The sequence below is a fragment of the Acidobacteriota bacterium genome (assembly GCA_034211275.1).
Taxonomy (GTDB): Bacteria; Acidobacteriota; Thermoanaerobaculia; order Multivoradales; family JAHZIX01; genus JAGQSE01.
On the sequence record JAXHTF010000134.1, the window covers coordinates 1 to 19,012 of the forward strand.

Sequence of the window (19,012 nt, forward strand, 5' to 3'; positions counted from 1 at the left end):
GCTTCGACTGCCCCACTACGGGCCTCAGCTTCGGCTCCGACACCATTCGGCTGAAGGAGAACAGCCTGCGCATCCACTTCGAGGACACCAGCGTCGGTAGCTTCCCGAGCACCGACTGGAGAATCATCGCCAACGACAGCGCCTCCGGGGGCCTCAACCGATATTCCATCGAGGATGCTTCGGCAAGCCGTATCCCCTTCACCATCGAAGGCGGAGCCCCCAGCAACTCCCTCTATGTCGATGACGGCGGACGGGTGGGGTTCGGCACCTCGGTCCCGGTGGTGGATCTGCACGTGAAGGACGGTGACTCTCCGGGCCTGCGTCTGGAACAGGACTCTTCCTCCGGCTTTGGCCCCCAGACCTGGGATGTGGTGGGCAACGAGACCAGCTTCTTCATCCGCGACGCCAGCAATGGCTCGACTCTGCCTTTCCGCATCTTTCCCGGCGCTAACAACAGTAGCCTGGTCATCGCCTCCGACAACGACATCGGCATCGGCGTCACGACCCCCGATCCCGACGTGCGAGTGCACATCCAGGCCAACACCAGCTCGAATTTCGGCGGACTGCGGGTGGAGAACTCGGGTACGGGCAATATCCAGACTCAATTCGCCGGCAATAGCTGGGAATGGCGGCAGACCTTCCGTTCCGGCGACATGATCTTCGACTCCCAGGAGGACGGCGCCAACGAGTGGGAGCTGGACACCGCCGGCAACGTCACCGCCACCTCCTTCAACCCCACCTCCGACCGCAACTTGAAGCAGGGCTTCGTCCCGGTCGATTCGAGCCAGATCCTCGAGCGGCTGGCGGCCATCCCGGTGACCCAGTGGAGCTACCTCCACGACACCGAGAGCACCCAGCACATCGGACCGGTGGCCCAGGACTTCTACGCCGCCTTCGGCGTCGGAGCCGACGACCGCCACATCTCCACCACCGACGCCGACGGCGTCGCCTTCGCCGCTATCCAGGCCCTCTACCAGCGCCTGCTGGAGAAGGAAGCGGAGATCGAAGCCCTCAAGGCTCAGAATCAGGTGCTGCTCGATCTGCAGCAGCGTCTCGAGGCCCTCGAAGCCTCGGCTCCCTGAGCCCCACCCTCCCACCGGCGAGACGAGAACGGTCCGGCGAGCACGGACCGTTCTCGGTCTCGCCGAGTCTGTCGGGCCGTGCCCTTGCGAGCCTGCACTCCCGCGGAAACCGGCGCTGCCGAGCCGAATCCGCCGCGGAAGGCCGCAGCTCCAGCGCACCAACCTTGTTGGATCAGAACCCGACCGGCTGAAGAAGGTATCTCGAATCTCCGGAAAGGAATGTTGGAATGATCTGTTCTCGTCTGCGCCTCGCTCTCGTCCTCATCGTCGCCCTCGGCGCCGCCGCCCTGACCGGCAGCGGCACCGCCGAAGCTCAAATCACCGGCTCTCAGGCCATGGCCTCCGTTGACGCTGCTCCCGACGGCCTGCACTTCAGCCCCGACGCGGCAGCCCTACCCTGGCCTGTCGCCGGCTGGACCCTCACCGTCGGCGGACCGGACGGTTTCTACCAGCGCCAGAGCTTCGACGCCAACGCCGCGCCGGCCCTATTCGTCGCCGGGCTGGTGGACGGCGAGTACACCTGGAGGCTGCAGGCCAATCCGCAGCTCGACCCCCAGATCCGTGCGCAGCTGGAGTCGGCTCGCGCCGGTGGTGACCAGGAGGCCCTGCAGCGCCTCATCGACCTCGGTCGCCTGCCGGCTCCGGCACCGGCCCAGGGCGGAGCCTTCCAGGTCCGCGACGGCATCATCCTGGATCCCTTCCTCGCCGAGTCCGGTGCCGCGTTGGCAGAAGACTCCCGCCAGACCGCCGAGACCGGAGCGCACTCCGTCCAGGCCCCGGCCCTGACCAACGCGACCGAGGCCTACTATGTGGGCAACAATCTCTACGTCAACAACAGCGCCTGCATTGGCGGCAGCTGTCCGACCTCGGGTCTCAGCTTCGGGTACGACACCATTCGGCTGATCGAGAACAACCTGCGGATCCATTTCGACGACGACAGCATCGGCTCCTTCCCGGATCGGGATTGGCGGCTGGTGGTCAACGACTCCTCCAGCGGTGGCCGCGACCGCTTTTCCATCGAAGACGCGACGCTCAACCGTGAGATTTTCACCGTCAAAGGCGGTGCTCTTCCGTACTCTCTCTACGTGGACAACGGCGGCAAGGTAGGCTTCGGCACCAGCCAACCCTCGGTGGATCTCCATGTAGAGACCGGGGACACCCCGGAGCTTCGTCTCGAGCAGAATGTCTCGTCGGGCTTCGCGGAACAGGCCTGGGATCTCGCCGGCAACGAGACCAGCTTCTTCGTCCGCGACGCCACCAACGGCTCCACCCTGCCCTTCCGCATCCGGCCCGGCGCCGACACCAACAGCCTGGTGGTGGGCAGCAACAGCAACGTCGGCATCGGCATACTCAACCCCGACGCCAACGTGCGGCTCCAGGTCCAGGCCGATACCAGCTCCAACTTCGGGGGCCTGCGGGTGGAGAACAGCGGCAGCGGCAATATCCAGACTCAATTCGCCAACACCAACGGCGGCTGGGAGTGGCGCCAGACCTTCCGCTCCGGCGACATGATCTTCGACTCCCAGGAGGACGGCGCCAACGAGTGGGAGGTGGATACCGGCGGCAACGTCACCGCCACCTCCTTCAACCCCACCTCCGACCGCAACCTCAAGCAGGGCTTCGAGGCGGTGGATCCGGAGCAGATTCTGGAGCGCCTGGCCGCCATCCCGGTGACCCAATGGAGCTACCGCGGGGACGCCGCGGGCACCCAGCACATCGGGCCGGTGGCCCAGGACTTTCACGCCGCCTTCGGGGTCGGAGCCGACGACCGCCACATCTCCACCACCGACGCCGACGGCGTCGCCTTTGCCGCCATCCAGGCCCTCTATCAGCGCCTGATGGAGAAGGAAGCGGAGATCGACACTCTCAAGGAGCAGGTCCGGCTGCTCCTCGAGCTGCAGCGCGCCGACGGTGCGACGGCCCTCGAGCCGTGACTCGCCGGGGCACGCTCCGCAGAGCCCTGAAGAGGCTCTCGCCGCCGCAGGTGGTTGGGCGTCTTGAGCTCACGCACTCGCTAAACCGCCCTTTGCTATAGTGATATTGAGACTCTAGAGGTTTTCCCGGCTTCCCGATCCCGGACTGCGCCGTTCAAGGATCACTCCGTCATGGAGTTGTGACGGCAACATCGCGCTGCCCACGAGAGGCCAGAAAACAATAGATCGATGATGTTACCCTGGGATTCTCGAACCTCTGCCTTCCTCTCGAAGCCATCTTCCGCCGGACTTCCGGTAGAAGGTGCCCGAACCGAGGGCTCGATGGTGCGAGATTCCCCAAACCTCAACACGGAGGATTTTTCCTATGCGACATCCACGTACTTACCTGGTCCTCGCCCTTCTCTTGGCCCTTAGCCCGGGTCTGCTCATGGCCGCCCCCCCGCCGGGCACCATCGTCGACGTCAGCTACGATCCCAGCGCGGTGATCTTCGAACCGGTCATCGCTCACGGCGGCATCACCCTGACGGTGACGGACTCGCGCAAATTCCTGCACACGCAGGAGTTCGATCCCCGGGACGGCGGCATTCTGGACATCCGCTCCTTCAAGGACGGTGTCTACAATTGGCAGATCCACGCCCGGCCCGACATCAACAAGGACCTGGCCGCTCAGATCGCCCAGGCGCGCAAGGACAACGACATGACCCTGGTCTGCGATCTCCAGGACAAAGGCATCCTGCCCCTGTCCCCGATGATGCAGAACGGCACCTTCACCATCGTCAGCGGCCGCCTGGTGGACCCCTATCGCACCGAGGAGAGCAGCGGTGAGGCGCAGGCCGCCGCCGAGGCCTCCCGGACCAACCGTGCCGCCGAGGGCGTGACCAACGCCACCGACGAGTTCTACGCCAGCGGTGACCTCTATGTGCACAACAGCGCCTGCATCGGCTTCGACTGCCCGACCTCCGGTCTGGCCTTCGGCGCCGACACCATCCGCCTGAAGGAAAACAACCTGCGCATCCACTTCGAGGACACCAGCACCGCCGCCAGCTTCCCGACCACGGACTGGCGCATCATCGCCAACGACCAGGCCAACGGCGGGCTGTCCCGGTTCTCTATCCAGGACGCCAGCGCCAACCGCATTTCCTTCACCATCGAGGCCAACGCCCCCACCAATTCGCTCTACGTCGACAACGGCGGCCGCGTGGGCGTAGGCACCGGCAATCCGGTGACGGAAATCCACTCGGTGAGCGGCGACACCCCCACCTTGCGCCTGGCGCAGGACACCTCCTCCGGCTTCGCCGCCCAGACCTGGGACATCGCCGGCAACGAGACCAGCTTCTTCATCCGCGACGCCACCAACGGCTCGACTTTGCCCTTCCGCATCCGCCCCGGCGCCGCAAGCAACAGCCTGGTGATCGCCGATGACAACGACATCGGCATCGGCGTGCTCACCCCGGACGCCGACGTGCGGCTGCAGGTGCAGGCCAACACCAACTCCAACTTCGGCGGCCTGCGGGTGGAGAACGACGGCACCGGCAATATCCAGACTCAATTCGTCAACAATGCCGACGATTGGGAGTGGCGGCAGAATTTCCGTCAGACCCGTCTGGACTTCAACTTCGGCGCCGTCGGCTCGGTGAGCACTCAGTTCTCCCTGGAGAGCACCGGTGACGCCGAGTTCCAAGGTGACGTCACCGCCAACGGCGTGCTGCTGACCTCCGACCGGGCGGCCAAGCAGGACTTCCAGCCGGTGGACAGCACCACCATCCTGGAGAAGATCGGCGCTCTGCCGGTGAGCTCCTGGAGCTACAAGCGGGACCAGGGCGCGGTGCGTCACATCGGCCCCGTGGCTCAGGATTTCCACGCCGCCTTCGGCCTGGGATCCAGCGATAAGCACATTTCCAGCGTCGACGCCGACGGCGTCGCCCTGGCCGCCATCCAGGCCCTCTACCAGCGCCTGATGGAGAAGGAGCAGGTGATCGAGGATCTCCAGCACCGGCTGGAGGCCCTGGAGAACACCGAGCCGTGAGGCCGGCACTCTCCATGACCTGATTCACTGCGACGGGCGCTCCCGACATGGGGGCGCCCGTTTTTTTTGACTCGGTTTGCCCCGTTTCGCCCCCGCCTCGGCGGGCTCTCCGGCAGCCTCGAGCTGTTCGATCTCGAAAGGAGAATCGACATGAACCCCTTGCTGAAGTCCAACTCTGCCCTCCTCGTGGCCCTCGCCCTCGCGACGACGATCCTGCTGGCCCTCCCCGCCGGTGCTCAGGAGCTGGCCACCGTGGAGACCACCACCGCCGGCCTGAGCTTCGCTCCCGTGGCCGATGCCGCCGCCTGGACCCTCACCGTCACCGGTCCGGCGGACTTCGTCTACCGGCGCACCTTCGACGACCAACGCGCCCCGAGCTTCGACGCCGCCGGTCTGGAAGACGGCTTCTACCGCTGGGAGCTGCGGGCGGTGACCGGGCAGCAGCGCTCGCGGCAAGCGGAAGCTTCCACCGCCGACCGGCAACGCTTCCAGGGCGGGGCTGCCTGGCATCCCCTGAGCGGCAACTTCACCGTCCTCGACGGCGCCCTGCTGGTGGACACCGGCGCTCCGGAGGCGGAACGCGGACCGGAGCCCACCGCCGCGACGGACGCCGCCCTCAGCAACCTCACCGAGGCCGACCAAGTCTTCATCGACGACCTCATCGTCATCGCCAACGAATGCGTCGGCTTCGCCTGCGTCAACAATGAGTCCTTCGGCGTCGACAACTTTCGTCTGAAAGACGTCAACAACCGCATCCACTTCCAGGACACCAGCACCGGCACCTTTCCCACCAACGATTGGCGCATCACCGCCAACGACGACACCAGCGGCGGCGCCAGCTATTTCTCCATCGACGACGTGGACGCCGGCACCACCCCCTTCCTGGTGGAAGCGGCGGCGCGCAACAACGCTCTCTATGTGGACAGCTCGGGACGCCTCGGTATGGGCACCAACGCTCCTGCCGAAGAGCTCACCATCGTCGTCGGAGATTCCCCGGGCCTGCGCCTGCAGCAGGACTCCAGCTCCAGCTTCACACCCTATACCTGGGAGATCGTCGCCAACGAGAGCAACTTCCTCATCGAGGACACCACCGGCGGTACCAACTACCCCTTCCGCATCCGCCCCGGCGCCCCCACCGACAGCATCCACATCGCTGACGATGGCGACGTCAGCTTCGGTGCCGGTGCCCCCTCCGCCGACGTGCGCTTCCTGGTCCAGGCCAACACCACCTCCAACTTCGCCGGTCTGCGAGTGCAGAACGCCAGCTCCGGCAATATCCAGACCCACTTCGCCGGCAGCGGTTGGGAGTGGCGCCAGACCTTCCGGTCCGGCGACATGATCTTCGACTCCCAGGAGGACGGCCCCAACGAGTGGGAGCTGGACACCGACGGCAACGTCACCGCCACCTCCTTCAACCCCACCTCCGACCGCAACCTCAAGCACGGATTCGAGACCGTGGACGGCGGTGAGGTGCTGGACCGGCTGGCCCAGCTGCCGATCCAGCGATGGACCTACCGCCACGACACCACGCCTCATCTGGGGCCGGTAGCCCAGGACTTCCACGCCGCTTTCGGCCTCGGCGCCGACGACCGCCACATCTCCACCACCGACGCCGACGGTGTCGCCCTGGTGGCCATCCAGGAGCTCAACCGCCGGTTGCTGGCTGCGGTGAGTGAGCTGGAGGCACAGAATCGGGCACTCACGGAGCGCATCGAGGCTCTGGAGACCGTCGACCCCTGACCTCCCCTACTGCCCATAGAATGCGCCCATGAGGAGGTCCCACGACCCCGGGTCCAAGCCCCGGCTGCGGCGCAATCTAATGGTCAACCTGGCCGGGCTGGGGCTGCCCTTGGTGGCCGCTCTCTTCGCCGTGCCCCCGCTGCTGGCGGGCCTCGGCGAGGTGCGCTTCGGAGTCCTGGCCCTGGCCTGGGCCCTGGTCAGCTATTTCGGGCTCTTCGACCTGGGGGTGGGGCGGGCCCTGACCCAGGGCATCGCCCGCCGTCTGGACACTCCTCGGGAGCGCGAGCTGCCGGCACTGATGGCCAGCGGCATGCTCTTCCTGCTGGTGCTGGGGCTGCTCTCGGGGGTCGTCCTGGCGCTCCTCGCCCCATGGCTCACCCGGCGGGTCCTGACGCCGCCCCCGGAGATGCTGCTGGAGGTCACCCACGCCCTGCGGTTGCTGGCGGCGACCCTTCCCTTCGTGCTCCTCAACACCGGGCTGCGGGCGATCCTCGAGGCGCGGCAGAACTTCGTTCGGCTCAACGTCGTGCGACTCCCCATGGCGGTGCTGATCTTCGCCGGCCCCCTGCTGATCCTGCCCTTCTCCCAGAACCTCGTGCCGGTCATCGCCATCCTCGCCGCCGCCCGCCTCGGCGCCCTGGCGGCCTTTGCCGTCTTCGTCCGCCGGCTGCTGCGAGAGCTCTCCATCCCCCTCTCCCGACTTCGTCCCCAACGCGACCTCGCCCTCGACCTGCTCAAGCTGGGCGGCTGGATGACGGTGAGCAACCTGGTGGCACCCCTTCTGCTCTACCTCGACCGTTTCCTCATCAGCGGCCTGCTCTCCCTCACCGCGGTGACCTACTACGTCACTCCTTTCGAGGTCATCAGCCGGCTGTCGGTGCTGCCCAACGCGCTGATGGCGGTGCTCTTTCCCGCCTTCACCACCGCCTTGATCCAAGAGCCTCGCAAGGCTCGGCGCCTCTACCGCCGCAGCCTGCTGGGGATGGCGGCGCTGATGGCTCCCCTAGCCGCCGCCGTTCTGCTGGGCGCCCGCCCCGGGCTCACCCTGTGGCTGGGAGAAGACTTCGCCGCCGCCAGCTTCCGCGCCGCTCAGCTACTCGCCGCCGGTGCCTTTTTCCACGCCCTGGCCCAACCCTCCTTCCACCTTCTCCAAGCCGCCGGCCGAGCGGATCTCACCGCCAAGTTGCACCTGGCGGAGACTCCGGTCTACGTCGCCTATCTCTTCGCTCTCACCGCCCGCTTCGGCATCGTCGGCACCGCCGGTGCTTGGCTGCTACGGGTACTGCTGAGCTCCCTGGCCCTCGCCTGGTTGGCCCATCGGGCGGTGCTGAAGCCCCAGGAGATCGAGCCGTGAGCCGACGCTGGCATCTGGTGGGAGCCTTCGACCGCTTCAACTACGGCGACCTCCTCTTCCCCCACCTGGTGGAACGCAGCCTGGAACGCCTGGGGGTCGCCGTCGAGCTCCGCTGCTGGAGCACCCGAGCCGCCGACCTCAGCGCTCACGGCGGCAAGGTCTGCGGATCGTTGCGGCAGCTCCAGGCGAGCGAAGCCCGGAGCGGGGATGCGGTGGTGGTGGCCGGCGGCGAGGTTCTGGCGGCGCGCTGGACCGGAACCCTCCGTGGTCTCGTCAGCCCTCGCCCCAGCCTCGCTCTGGGCCTTGCTCGCCGAGTTCTCGGTGCGGCGACCACGGATTTCCTGGCGCGGCAGTGGCTGCACGGACGCACGCCGCAGCCCTGGCTGCTGGGACCGGAGGACGTGGGGGGCGCCATGGTGGCCTACAACGCGGTGGGCGCCCAAGGCGTTACCAGCCTGCCTCCGGCGCTGGCCCGGCCGGCCCAAGAGCGCCTGGCGCAGGCCCGGCATTTGGCGGTACGGGATCGGGGGAGCCGAGAGGCCCTCGAGAGCTGGGGGCTGGCACCGGCGCTGGCACCGGACTCGGCGGCCCTGGTGGCGGAGCTCTTTCCCCGAGGCTGGCTGGAGGAGCAGCTGAGCCCGCCCACCACCGACCTCCTGCAGCGCCGGGGCGAAGGCTTCTTGGTCTTCCAAACCGGCCGCTTCCCCCTCCGCCGCCGCCTCTCCACCGTGGCCGACCAGCTCCGCCAGTTGGTGGACGCCACCGGCCGGCCCCTGGTGCTCCTACCGCTGGGACTGGCGTCCGCTCACGAGGACCCCCACGCGCTGGCCCAGCTGGCGGCGACTCTTGGCTCCGCCGCAGAGCTCGCACCGGTGCGCACCATCTGGGATCAAATGGCCATCCTCGCCGCCGCCGGCCTCTACGCCGGCACCTCCCTCCACGGCGCCCTCACCGCCACCGCCTTCGAAGTCCCCGTCGTAGGAGTGGGCTCCCGAGTCAGCAAGCTCGAAGCCTTCCTTGAGGATTGGTACCTCGGCGCCGGCCCGGAAAGTCGCTCTCCCGCCTGCGCACCTCCCGAGGACCTCTGCCCGGCAGCCCTCGACGCCCTCGAAGAAGCCGAAGAAGTCCGCATCGGCCGCAGCCGCCGGCTCGCCAAGGCCGCCTGGGAGCAAGCCCGAGCGCTGGCGGCAGCTCTAGGAGCCTGAATCACCCAAGGGGGGACCCAAGTGTTGATCCACAAGTGTTGATCCACCCTACGCCGAACGAAGAAGCCGGCAAGATGCCGGCTCTCCCAGGGCTCCCAGCAACAGGGGGGACCCAAGTGTTGGTCGGGGGCCAACCGCAGGGGGGACCCAAGTGTTGGTCCACAAGTGTTGGTCCCTTTGTTTTCAGGAATTTAGCTCGCTGGAGGGCTCGATCTCAGCTGGCTTCGCGGGCCTCTTCGCCGTCCTCGAGGCCACGCCACGTGGACTCGTCCTCGTCCACCGGCGGCAGGTTGGGCTCTCGGCCGCGGGCGTGGTTCACCCGCCAGCCCCACAGGATGGCCCATTTGAGGTAGGTCCCGTAGGCCTGGAGCATGCAGAAAACCAGGCCGTACATGCCGTCCAGGAAACCGCCCTGGATGAAATAGGTGCGCACGAAACGCCAGAGGGAACGGCCGAAGACCTCCTTGAAGCCTGCCGTCTTGCCTTCCCGCCACGCCTGGGAGGCGCCCCAGACGCTGTACTTCATGATCCGCGGGAAGTACTCGTCGAAGGAATCCGCCATGTAATGCAACATGGGGTTGCGGAGCAGCGGCGCCGGGCCCCGGGTCTTCATATCCGCGTGCACCCGGCGGTTGGGGTACCGGCCGGCGTCCTTGCGCACCAGCCGCACCACCTGATCGTGTTGCCAGCCGGAAAAGCGGATCAGGTGATCCATGAAATACACCCGCCGCCGAATGGTGTAGGCCTCGTGCTTGGGGCCCTCCGCCAGCAGGCTCTCGATCTCCTGCTGCAGCGCCGGAGTACAGCGCTCGTCGGCGTCGAAGATCAGGATCCAGTCGTGGGCCACCTGATCCATGGCCCAATTCTTCTGCGAGGCCGAGCCATAGTAGGTCCGCTGAGCGAATTGGACCCGCTCATACTGTCCGACGATCTCCGGCGTCCGATCGGTGGAAAACGAGTCCACCACTAGGATTTCGTCGCACCACAGGAGCGAATCGAGGCAGGCGGCGATGTGCCGTTCCTCGTTGAAGGTGGTGATGATGGCCGAGAGTTTCGGCCGATCGGTGCGCCCGGGACTCGCCGGGGTGGGCTTGGATTGGTCTTGCGCCATCGGTCTCCTCCGTCCCGGTGATCCTACCAGGCCCGGGCATCCTACCAAGCTCTGGCCCGTGGCTGGGACGCTCTCGGTCCCGGCGGCGAATTATGGTAGGAATACTCATCCCGTGCGAAACTTCGGCCACCGCCCCACGATGGGAGCAGCGCCGGAGCACCCCTCGCCCCCAAGGCCATCTTCTGGCAGCCGAGGGCATCTTTTGGAAGGAGGAGCCGTGGATTCGACCACCGCCGACGGACTCGACAAGGCCGAGACAGCTGGAGCCTCCAAGACAGCTGGCGAAACGGTACCATCCGGTCGAGCACCGGAGATCTTCACCGCCCCATGGGCCCACTCCTGGTGCCGCGAGCTCAACTCCAGCGACGACTACCGGGCCGCCGCCGCCGATTGGGAGGGTGCCCTGGCGTTGGTGATGGGCGCCGATCCGAGCCTGGGCATCCCCGACGACCGTGCCCTCTACCTGGACCTGCACCATGGCACCTGCCGGCAAGCCCGTCTCGCCGAGGGTGACGACCTGGCGGCCGCGCCCTACGTGCTGGAGGCTCCGGCGGCGGTCTGGCGCCGGGTGCTGGCGGGGACTCTGGACCCCCTGCTGGGCCTGATGACCGCCAAGATCCGCCTCACCCGGGGCAGCCTCGCCCAGCTGACCCCGCGGGTCCGAGCCGCCCAGGAGCTGGTGCGCTCCGCCGCCCGCCTGCCCGCCACCTTCCCCCCGGGCTGGGAAGCCGGAAGCCCAGAGAGCGCCTGAGACGAGAGAGTCTGAGAGAATCGACGCCATGACCACCACCCCCCGCTTCGCCTCCACCGCCCGCCCCCTGGCCCGCGACACCTTTCCCATGCGCCTGTGGGCCAAGGCCAAAGAGCATGGGATCTGGAATCCCAGCGCCATCGACTTCTCCCAGGACCGCCGCGATTGGCTGACCCTGGACGCCGAGCAGCGCGAGGTCCTCCTCCACCTCACCACTCTCTTCCAGGCCGGCGAGGAGAGCGTCACCCTCGACCTGTTACCGCTGATCCAGGTCATCGCCGAGGAGGGACGCCTGGAGGAAGAGATGTACCTCACCTCCTTCCTGTGGGAGGAGGCCAAACACGTCGAGCTCTTCCGCCGCTTCCTCGACGAGGTGGCCCCGGACGAGGACGGCCGTCCGGTGGAAGATCTCTCCCGCTTCTTCACCGACAGCTACCGCACGATCTTCGAGCAGCAGCTGCCCCAAGCACTAGGCCGGTTGCGCACCGACCCCTCCCCGGTGGCTCAGGCGGAGGCGTCGGTGACCTACAACATGATCGTCGAGGGCGTGCTGGCGGAGACCGGCTACCACGCCTACGGCGAGATGCTCCGGCGCAACGACCTGCTGCCCGGCATGCAGCTGGCGGTGGAACTGCTGCGGCGGGACGAATCCCGACACATGGCCTACGGCGTCTACCTACTTTCGCGGCTGGTGGCGGAGCACGGTGAGCCGGTTTGGGACGCCATCGAGCGGCGCATGGGCGAGATGCTGACACCGGCGGTGGGGGTGATCCACGAGATCTTCGCCCGCTATTCCGTCATGCCCTTCGGTCTCGAGCTGGAAGCCTTCGTAGAATTCGCCATGGGACAATTCCAGAAGCGCTCCGCGCGCATCGAGAAGGCCCGGGGCCAGAGCCTGGGAGAGATCGCGGCCCTGGGCGGCGGCGAGGCCCAGGAAGCGAGCGCACCGTGAGCCAAGAGCCCGTGAGCCCAGAACCGGTGAGCCCAGAGCCCGTGAGCCCAGAGCAACCCTCCGCCCAGGTTACCGCTCCCCAGACGGGGGCGGCACCCGCATCGGCACAGCAGCAGCCAGGGCCGAACCAGCCAGGGCCGAACCAGCCCCTACCGGAACAACCCGTCCCGGAACAACCAGCGCCGCCGTGGATTCAGCCGTACATCACCTACACCCTCGTCACCTTCCTCAAACTCTTCGCCCGCACCTTCTATCGCGGCGAGTTCAGCTGGGTCGGCGATCCTCTTCCCAACCCCTGGAACGACCTGCGGGTGGTGGCCATTCTCAACCACACCAGCCTCTACGAATGGCTCTACGCCGCCTGCGTGCCCCAGAGCTTCATCCGGCGCCTCGCCTGGCATGGTGTCGTGCCGGTGGCGGAGAAAACCATCCAGCGGCCCATGGTCGGGCAGTTCTTTCGCATGGTGGCCCACCACGTGGTCTCCATCACCCGCAAGCGGGACCACACCTGGGAAGCGGTACTGCAGCGCTTGGAGGGAAACACCATGGTGGTGATGCTCCCCGAGGGCCGGATGAAACGAGCCACCGGGCTCGACCTCCACGGCAACCCGATGAGTATCCGCGGCGGCATCGCCGACGTTCTCAATTCGTTGCCGGAAGGCCGCCTGTTGCTGGCCTACAGCGGCGGCCTGCACCACATCCAGCACCCGGGGCAGCGGCTGCCCAATTTCTTCCGCACGATCCGCATGAACCTCGAGGTGGTGGACATCCCCACCTACCGCCAGCAGCTGCTGGACGAGCATGGGGAAGCGGGCTTCCGCAAAGCCGTCACCCGGGACCTGGAACACCGGCGGGACCAACACTGCCCACCGGAGATCAAGCCCTGACCCTCGGTCTCCCCTCCAGACCAGATCCGCCCGAATAGGAGAACCAGCCGCGATGGACCGAGCCGACGCCGCCCGCCGCGTCGAAGAGCTGCGCCAAAAGATCCGTCATCACGACTACCGCTACTACGTGCTGGACGATCCGGAGCTCTCCGACGCCGAATACGACAAGCTCTTCCACCAGCTCGAAGAGTTGGAGGAAGAGTTCCCGGATCTGGTGACCGAGGACTCCCCCACCCGCCGGGTGGCGGGGCAGCCCTTGGACTCCTTTCCCACCGTCGAGCATCTGGCGCCCATGCTCAGCCTCTCCTCGAGCCAGGAGGAGTCCGTGCTGCGGCGCTTCGACGAGCGGCTGCGCAAGGCTCTGGACGAGCCCCCCAGCTACGTGGTGGACCCCAAATTCGACGGACTGTCGGTGGAGCTGGTGTACGAAGACGGCGTCCTCGCCCGCGCTTCCACCCGCGGCGACGGCGCCCGGGGCGAGGGCATCACCGCCAACGTCCGCACCATCGCCTCGGTGCCCCTCAAGCTGCGCGGCGAGGAGCGGCCGGTGCCGCCGCGGCTGGCGGTGCGCGGCGAGATCCTGATCACCGTGGCGGGCTTCGAGAAGCTCAACGAGAAGCTCCTGGCGGAAGGCAAGGAGCCCTTCGCCAACCCGCGCAACGCCGCCGCCGGCTCGGTGCGCCAGCTCGATCCCCAACTCGCCGCCTCCCGCCCTTTGGAGCTCTTCGCCTACGACATCCTGGCACCGGAGCCGGAGGAGCTGGCCGGCATCGACTCGCAGCAACAGGTGCTCCAGGCCCTGAGTCAATGGGGCCTACGGGTCAGCGATCGCTCCCAGGCGGCTGCTTCGGTGGACGAGATCCTCGACTACCACCGAGACATCGAGGCGGCCCGGGACGACCTGGGCTTCGAGATCGACGGCGTGGTGATCAAGCTCGATCCCCTGGCGCCGCGCCAAGAGCTGGGTAGCACCAGCCGCCACCCCCGCTGGGCCTTCGCGTTCAAATTCCCGCCGCGCAAAGAGATCACCCGCATCGACAAGATCATCGCCAGCGTCGGCCGCACCGGCGTGGTCACCCCGGTGGCCCTGATGCGGCCGGTGGAGATCGGCGGGGTCACCGTCAGCCGCGCGACCCTGCACAACCGCGAGGAGGTGGCCCGCAAGGACGTGCGGGAGGGCGACCGGGTGCGCATCCAGCGCGCCGGCGACGTCATCCCCCAGGTGGTGGAGCGCATCGACGAATCGGACAGGGAGCGCGGCCCCGAGTTCCAGATGCCGGAGACCTGCCCCTCCTGCGGCACCGGACTGGTGGAGCGAGGTCCCTACACCGTGTGCCCCAACAGCTTCGAATGCCCGGCCCAGATGGCGGGGCGACTGACCCATTTCGGCTCCCGCCACGCCCTCGACATCGAAGGTTTGGGGGAGGAGACCGCCAAGCTGCTGGTGGAGAAAGAGCTGGTCCTGCGGCTGCCCCAACTCTTCGATCTCGAAGCATCGCAGCTGGAGGAGCTGGAGGGTTTTGCCGAAAAGAGCGCCAAGAGCCTGGTGGAGGCGATCCACAAAGCATCCAAACCAGAGCTGGCGCGCTTCCTCTACGGCCTGGGGATCCCCGAGGTCGGCGTGGCGGTGGCCAAGGATCTGGCGCACCATTACCGCACCTTCGAGGCGGTGCGGGAAGCCAGCGAGGAGCAGCTCCAGGAAGTCCCGGGGATCGGCCCGCGGATGGCCGAACAGATCCGTGCCTTCTTCGATCAGCCCCAGAACCAGGACGTCCTCGAAGAGCTGCTGGACGGCCGCATGGAAATCCAACAAGTTCCCACCGAGGTGGCGGCAGAGGGCGGGCCGCTGGAGGGCCAGAAGATGGTCTTCACCGGCGCCATGGAGCGCCTCAGCCGGCCGCAAGCCAAGAAGCTGGTGGAGGGGCTGGGAGCCAAGGTCACCGGTTCCGTCAGCGGGGCCACGGATTACGTCGTCGTCGGTGAGGATCCGGGGTCGAAGGCCGACAAGGCCCGCAAGCTGGGTGTCACCACCCTCGACGAAGCAGCCTTCCTCCAGCTGCTCGAGGACCACGGCGTGGAGATCCCCGCCTCGTGAGCCGCTATCTCCTGGTCACCCACGTCGGCGCCACCCTCTTCATGGTCGGGCTGATCTGGTTCGTCCAGGTGGTCCACTACCCTCTCTTCGACCGGGTTGGAGAACAAGGCTTCGCCGTCTACGAGCGGCTCCACACCCTGCGCACCGCCTGGGTGGTGGTGCCTCCCATGCTGCTCGAAGCGGCCACCGCCGTGCTGCTCCTCAGCCGCCGGCCGGCGGGGGTCAGCTCCACCCAGGTGCTCTTGGGGCTGGGGCTGCTGCTGGTCATCTGGCTCTCCACCGCCTTCCTGCAAGTGCCCCGTCACCAGCAGCTGGCGGCGGGATTTGATTCCACCGTCCACCACACCCTGGTGCTCACCAACTGGCTACGCACTATCGCCTGGAGCGCCCGGGGAGTGCTGGTGCTGGCGATGACCGCCCGCGCCCTGCAACCAGGGCCCTGAAATCGACGCTCTGACCTCCGTGTAACAACCGTCCTGCGCCCCCGGCAACAATAGTTTCAGCTTGAGCCGGCACCGCAGGCTCGGCTATACTCCCCGCCATCAAGTCAGCAGACGAAACAATCCAGCGCTGTTGCGAGTCCTCGTCACCAGCCCGAAAGATCTCCCGGGTCCGGGCCCTGGTGGGCTTGATGGGGAGACGGCCAGCTTATAGCCGTCTCCGATGGTGTATTTGATCTGTTATGCCGGGAAGGTGCTCCCCGAGTGCTCGGGAAGTGCCGGACGATCCACTGAAGACCAGGAGAGGAGAACGATGAAGAACCTTCTGACCCGCTTGAGCCTGCTCTTGCTGCTTGCTGCCCTTGTGACGCCCATGGTCGCCTGCCAGCAGCAGCCGGCGGAGAACCAAGCCGACGAGGCCATGGAAGAGGCTGGCGACGCCATGGAAGAAGCTGGTGACGCCGTCGAAGAAGCCGCCGATGACGCCGGCGACGCCATGGAAGATGCCATGGACGACGGCGAAGAGATGATGGACGACGCCATGGACGAAGGCGAAGAGATGATGGATGACGCCGGCGACGCCATGGAAGACGCCGCCGACGACGTCGAGGACGCCATGGATAGCGGCGACGACGACCCGACCAAGGGCTGATCCAAAGCCGAGGAATCGGGCATCATCGATGTCCTGACGATGACAGCCGCTGGGGCCCTTCCCCGGCGGCTGTTTTTGTTTGGAGGGAAGCCCGAGGCCTCAGCAGCGCTGGGACAGGTAGGCCGCGCAGGCGTTGCGAAAGGCGTCGGTCCATTCGTGACCGCCGGCGAAGACCTGCTCCTCAGCCTCCACGCCCAGGGACTCCAAAAGCCTCAGATCCGCAGCCATCTTCTCTTCCGTGTACCAGGAATCCCTGTCTCCCCGGCCCAGCAGCACCGGTGCCGCCCGCCGCAAGCCCTCCCCGGGAAGCTCCCGAGGAACGTCGCTGCCCAACAGGATCAAGCCGCCGCAGGGGCACTCCAGCAGCGCCGCCGCCCGGCAGGCCATGGCACCGCCCTGGGAGAAACCGGCGAAGACCGTCGCGCCGGTCACCGGCACCGCCTCTCGCACCCGCGCCGCCACCGCACCGACGTAGGCGATGTTGTCCCGAATGCCCTGGTCCCGCCCCCGCCGGGTCATCCACGACGCCACCACCGTCTGTTGCCGGCGATTGTAGAAGCGGTGCAGAGCCTCCACCACGCACAGTGCCCAGCCTTCGGCTCCGGGGATCCGGCGCAGCTCCGCCAGTAGATCTTCCGCCGCCTCGCCGTAGCCGTGGAACCCCATCAAGAGCGGGAACGGCCCCGGGCCCTCCGGCACCTCCAGCAGATAGCGACCGTGGGTGGTGGCGGGGAGCCAGTGCTCGGCGGGCGCTCCGCCGTGGGGATCGGCGGTCATCGGCCTACCGCCGCCGCCAGCTCTCGCACTCGCCGTTCGAGGCGCTGGGGCAGATCCGCTTCACCGCCATGCTCCTCCACCAGCCGGACCAGGGCGCTGCCCACCACCACGCCGTCGGCCATCTTCGCCACCGAACGCACCTGCTCGGGGGTGGAGATGCCAAAGCCCACCGCCAACGGCATGCGCACCTTGCGCCGTACCTTCTTGACCTCCCGACCGAGGGCGCGGGAGAACTCCGTGGGAGCGCCGGTGACGCCGGTGCGGGGCACGTAGTAGACGAAGCCGGTGGAGGCCTGGGCGACCTTCTGGATCCGCTCCCGACTGCTGGTGGGAGCGAGGAGGAAGACCGTGTCCAGCTCCCGCTGGCGCATGGCCGGTAGATACTCCCCCTCCGCCTCCTCCGGCGGCAGATCGAGGCAGAGCACGCCGTCGATGCCGGATTGGGCTGCCTGCTCGGCGAAGCGCTCGACGCCGCTGGCGAGGATCGGATTGAAGTAGGTAAAGAGCAGCACCGGCACCCCCAGGCGATCCCGCTGCCGGGCCACCAGAGAGAGGATCGCCGACAGCTTGGTACCGCTCTCCAGCGCCCGCACCGCCGCCCGCTGGTTGGTGGGACCGTCGGCGATGGGGTCGCTGAACGGCACCCCCAGCTCGATGATGTCGGCGCCGCCGTCCACCAGCGCCTGCATCAGCCGGCCGGTGGTCTCGAGATCCGGATCCCCCGCCGTCAGGTAGGGGATGAAGGCGGCGCGCTGCTCCTCCTTGCAGCGTTCGAAGACTTCGCTGATGGCGCTCATGAGGGATCTCCATGACGGCGGGGACGGGGGGCTGCTTTGGCGCTTTCGGCGGCGGTCCGGCGTTCTTCGTCCGCCGCCAGCACCGTCTCCACGTCCTTGTCCCCGCGCCCCGAGAGGTTGACCAGGATGATCATGTCGTCGTCCATATGCGGCGCCCGGCGTACCACCTCGGCGATGGCGTGGGCGGTTTCCAGGGCCGGCAGGATGCCCTCCGTCTCCGCCAGCAGGTGGAAGGCGTCCAGGGCCTCGTCGTCGCTGGCGGAGGTGTATTCGATGCGGTCCCGGTCGTGGAGGAAGACGTGCTCCGGCCCCACCGCCGGATAGTCCAACCCGGCGGAGATGGAGTGGGTCACTCCCACCTGGCCGTCGTCGTCCTGGAGCACCAGCGTGCGGGTGCCGTGGAGCACTCCCAAGCGCCCGCCGTCGAAGCGCGCCGCGTGCTCCCCCAGCTTGCGCCCCCGGCCCCCGGCTTCGACGCCGATGAGACGGGTGCGGGGCTCCTGGAGGAAGGCAGCGAAGAGGCCGATGGCGTTGCTGCCGCCGCCGACGCAGGCGACCGCCAGATCCGGATAATTGCGCCGCGCCTGCTTCTTGAGCTGGCTCCGAGCCTCTTCCCCGATGATGCGATGGAAATCCCGCACCATGCGCGGGTAGGGATCCGGCCCGAGCACCGAGCCGAGGACGTAGTGGGTGCTCTCCACGTGGGTCACCCAATCCCGCAGCGCCTCGTTGATGGCGTCCTTGAGGGTGCGACTGCCGGAGTCCACTCCCGCCACCTCGGCCCCCAGAAGCTGCATGCGGTAGACGTTGAGGCGCTGGCGCCGCATATCCTCCTCGCCCATGTAGATGCGGCACTCCAAGCCCAGCAGGGCGGCGGCGGTGGCGGTGGCCACGCCGTGCTGGCCGGCGCCGGTCTCGGCGATGATGCGGCGCTTGCCCATGGCCTCCGCCAGCAGGCATTGCCCCAGGGCGTTGTTGATCTTGTGAGCGCCGGTGTGGAGCAGGTCCTCGCGCTTCAGGAAGATGCGCGCGCCGCCCAGGTGCTGGGTCAGCCGATCCGCCCGGTAGAGGGGCGTCGGGCGGCCGGTGTATTAATTGTTTTCCTTCCAAGTTGCGTAATATAGCTGTGCCATTTGCTCCCACTGCTACTAGGGATTTGCCATTAGGACTGAATTTTACTTCTAATATGAGGTCTTGATTGGGATGACA

Annotated in this window: 15 protein-coding genes and 1 pseudogene; 12 read left to right on the forward strand and 4 right to left on the reverse strand. The window is 67.2% G+C overall.

Annotated features, from left to right (window positions below; all coding sequences use genetic code 11):
* The 6 genes from SX243_17990 to SX243_18015 form a co-directional block, all read left to right on the forward strand.
* On the forward strand, nt 1–1,082 hold a 1,082-nt coding region (locus SX243_17990; protein MDY7094868.1), incomplete at its 5' end, for a tail fiber domain-containing protein.
* Nucleotides 1,083–1,309: 227 nt separating this feature from the next.
* Complete coding sequence (locus tag SX243_17995; GenBank protein MDY7094869.1) at nt 1,310–3,016, forward strand: tail fiber domain-containing protein; 1,707 nt, start codon at nt 1,310–1,312, stop codon at nt 3,014–3,016.
* Between the two features lie 364 nt (nt 3,017–3,380).
* The gene (locus SX243_18000; GenBank protein MDY7094870.1) at nt 3,381–5,042 is read left to right on the forward strand and encodes a tail fiber domain-containing protein; all 1,662 of its coding nucleotides are present in this window, start codon (nt 3,381–3,383) and stop codon (nt 5,040–5,042) included.
* Nucleotides 5,043–5,192: 150 nt separating this feature from the next.
* Complete coding sequence (locus SX243_18005) at nt 5,193–6,782, forward strand: tail fiber domain-containing protein (GenBank protein ID MDY7094871.1); 1,590 nt, start codon at nt 5,193–5,195, stop codon at nt 6,780–6,782.
* Nucleotides 6,783–6,810: 28 nt separating this feature from the next.
* Entirely contained in the window at nt 6,811–8,136 is a 1,326-nt protein-coding gene (locus SX243_18010; GenBank protein ID MDY7094872.1) for a flippase, read from the forward strand.
* The gene (locus SX243_18015) at nt 8,133–9,341 is read left to right on the forward strand and encodes a polysaccharide pyruvyl transferase family protein (GenBank protein ID MDY7094873.1); all 1,209 of its coding nucleotides are present in this window, start codon (nt 8,133–8,135) and stop codon (nt 9,339–9,341) included. The genes SX243_18010 and SX243_18015 overlap by 4 nt, the downstream gene beginning before the upstream one ends.
* A 214-nt stretch (nt 9,342–9,555) precedes the next feature.
* Here the strand turns inward: SX243_18015 and SX243_18020 are convergent, their stop codons facing one another.
* Nucleotides 9,556–10,452 (reverse strand): glycosyltransferase family 2 protein, encoded by an 897-nt coding sequence (locus SX243_18020; GenBank protein MDY7094874.1) that lies wholly within the window; start codon nt 10,450–10,452, stop codon nt 9,556–9,558.
* Nucleotides 10,453–10,669: 217 nt separating this feature from the next.
* On the opposite strand from SX243_18020, the gene SX243_18025 reads away from it, so the two are divergent.
* The 6 genes from SX243_18025 (at nt 10,670) to SX243_18050 (ending at nt 16,229) form a co-directional block, all read left to right on the forward strand.
* Nucleotides 10,670–11,203 (forward strand): Fis family transcriptional regulator, encoded by a 534-nt coding sequence (locus SX243_18025; protein MDY7094875.1) that lies wholly within the window; start codon nt 10,670–10,672, stop codon nt 11,201–11,203.
* Nucleotides 11,204–11,231: 28 nt separating this feature from the next.
* Nucleotides 11,232–12,155: a R2-like ligand-binding oxidase gene (locus SX243_18030; protein MDY7094876.1), complete on the forward strand. Its 924-nt coding sequence runs from the start codon at nt 11,232–11,234 to the stop codon at nt 12,153–12,155.
* The gene (locus SX243_18035) at nt 12,152–13,042 is read left to right on the forward strand and encodes a 1-acyl-sn-glycerol-3-phosphate acyltransferase (GenBank protein MDY7094877.1); all 891 of its coding nucleotides are present in this window, start codon (nt 12,152–12,154) and stop codon (nt 13,040–13,042) included. Before SX243_18030 ends, SX243_18035 begins: the two co-directional genes overlap by 4 nt.
* A gap of 52 nt (nt 13,043–13,094) precedes the next feature.
* The gene (ligA, locus tag SX243_18040) at nt 13,095–15,137 is read left to right on the forward strand and encodes an NAD-dependent DNA ligase LigA (protein MDY7094878.1); all 2,043 of its coding nucleotides are present in this window, start codon (nt 13,095–13,097) and stop codon (nt 15,135–15,137) included.
* On the forward strand, nt 15,134–15,580 hold the full coding sequence (locus SX243_18045) for a hypothetical protein (protein MDY7094879.1): 447 nt from the start codon (nt 15,134–15,136) through the stop codon (nt 15,578–15,580). Before ligA ends, SX243_18045 begins: the two co-directional genes overlap by 4 nt.
* A gap of 310 nt (nt 15,581–15,890) precedes the next feature.
* On the forward strand, nt 15,891–16,229 hold the full coding sequence (locus tag SX243_18050) for a hypothetical protein (GenBank protein ID MDY7094880.1): 339 nt from the start codon (nt 15,891–15,893) through the stop codon (nt 16,227–16,229).
* A gap of 99 nt (nt 16,230–16,328) precedes the next feature.
* Here the strand turns inward: SX243_18050 and SX243_18055 are convergent, their stop codons facing one another.
* The 3 genes and pseudogenes from SX243_18055 to trpB all read right to left on the reverse strand — a co-directional run bounded on the left by SX243_18055 (nt 16,329) and on the right by trpB (nt 18,894).
* The gene (locus SX243_18055) at nt 16,329–17,006 is read right to left on the reverse strand and encodes a phospholipase (protein ID MDY7094881.1); all 678 of its coding nucleotides are present in this window, start codon (nt 17,004–17,006) and stop codon (nt 16,329–16,331) included.
* Entirely contained in the window at nt 17,003–17,803 is an 801-nt protein-coding gene (gene trpA / locus SX243_18060; protein MDY7094882.1) for a tryptophan synthase subunit alpha, read from the reverse strand. The genes SX243_18055 and trpA overlap by 4 nt, the downstream gene beginning before the upstream one ends.
* Nucleotides 17,800–18,894: pseudogene (gene trpB, locus SX243_18065) on the reverse strand (tryptophan synthase subunit beta). Before trpB ends, trpA begins: the two are co-directional and overlap by 4 nt.
* Between the last annotated feature and the right edge of the window lie 118 nt (nt 18,895–19,012).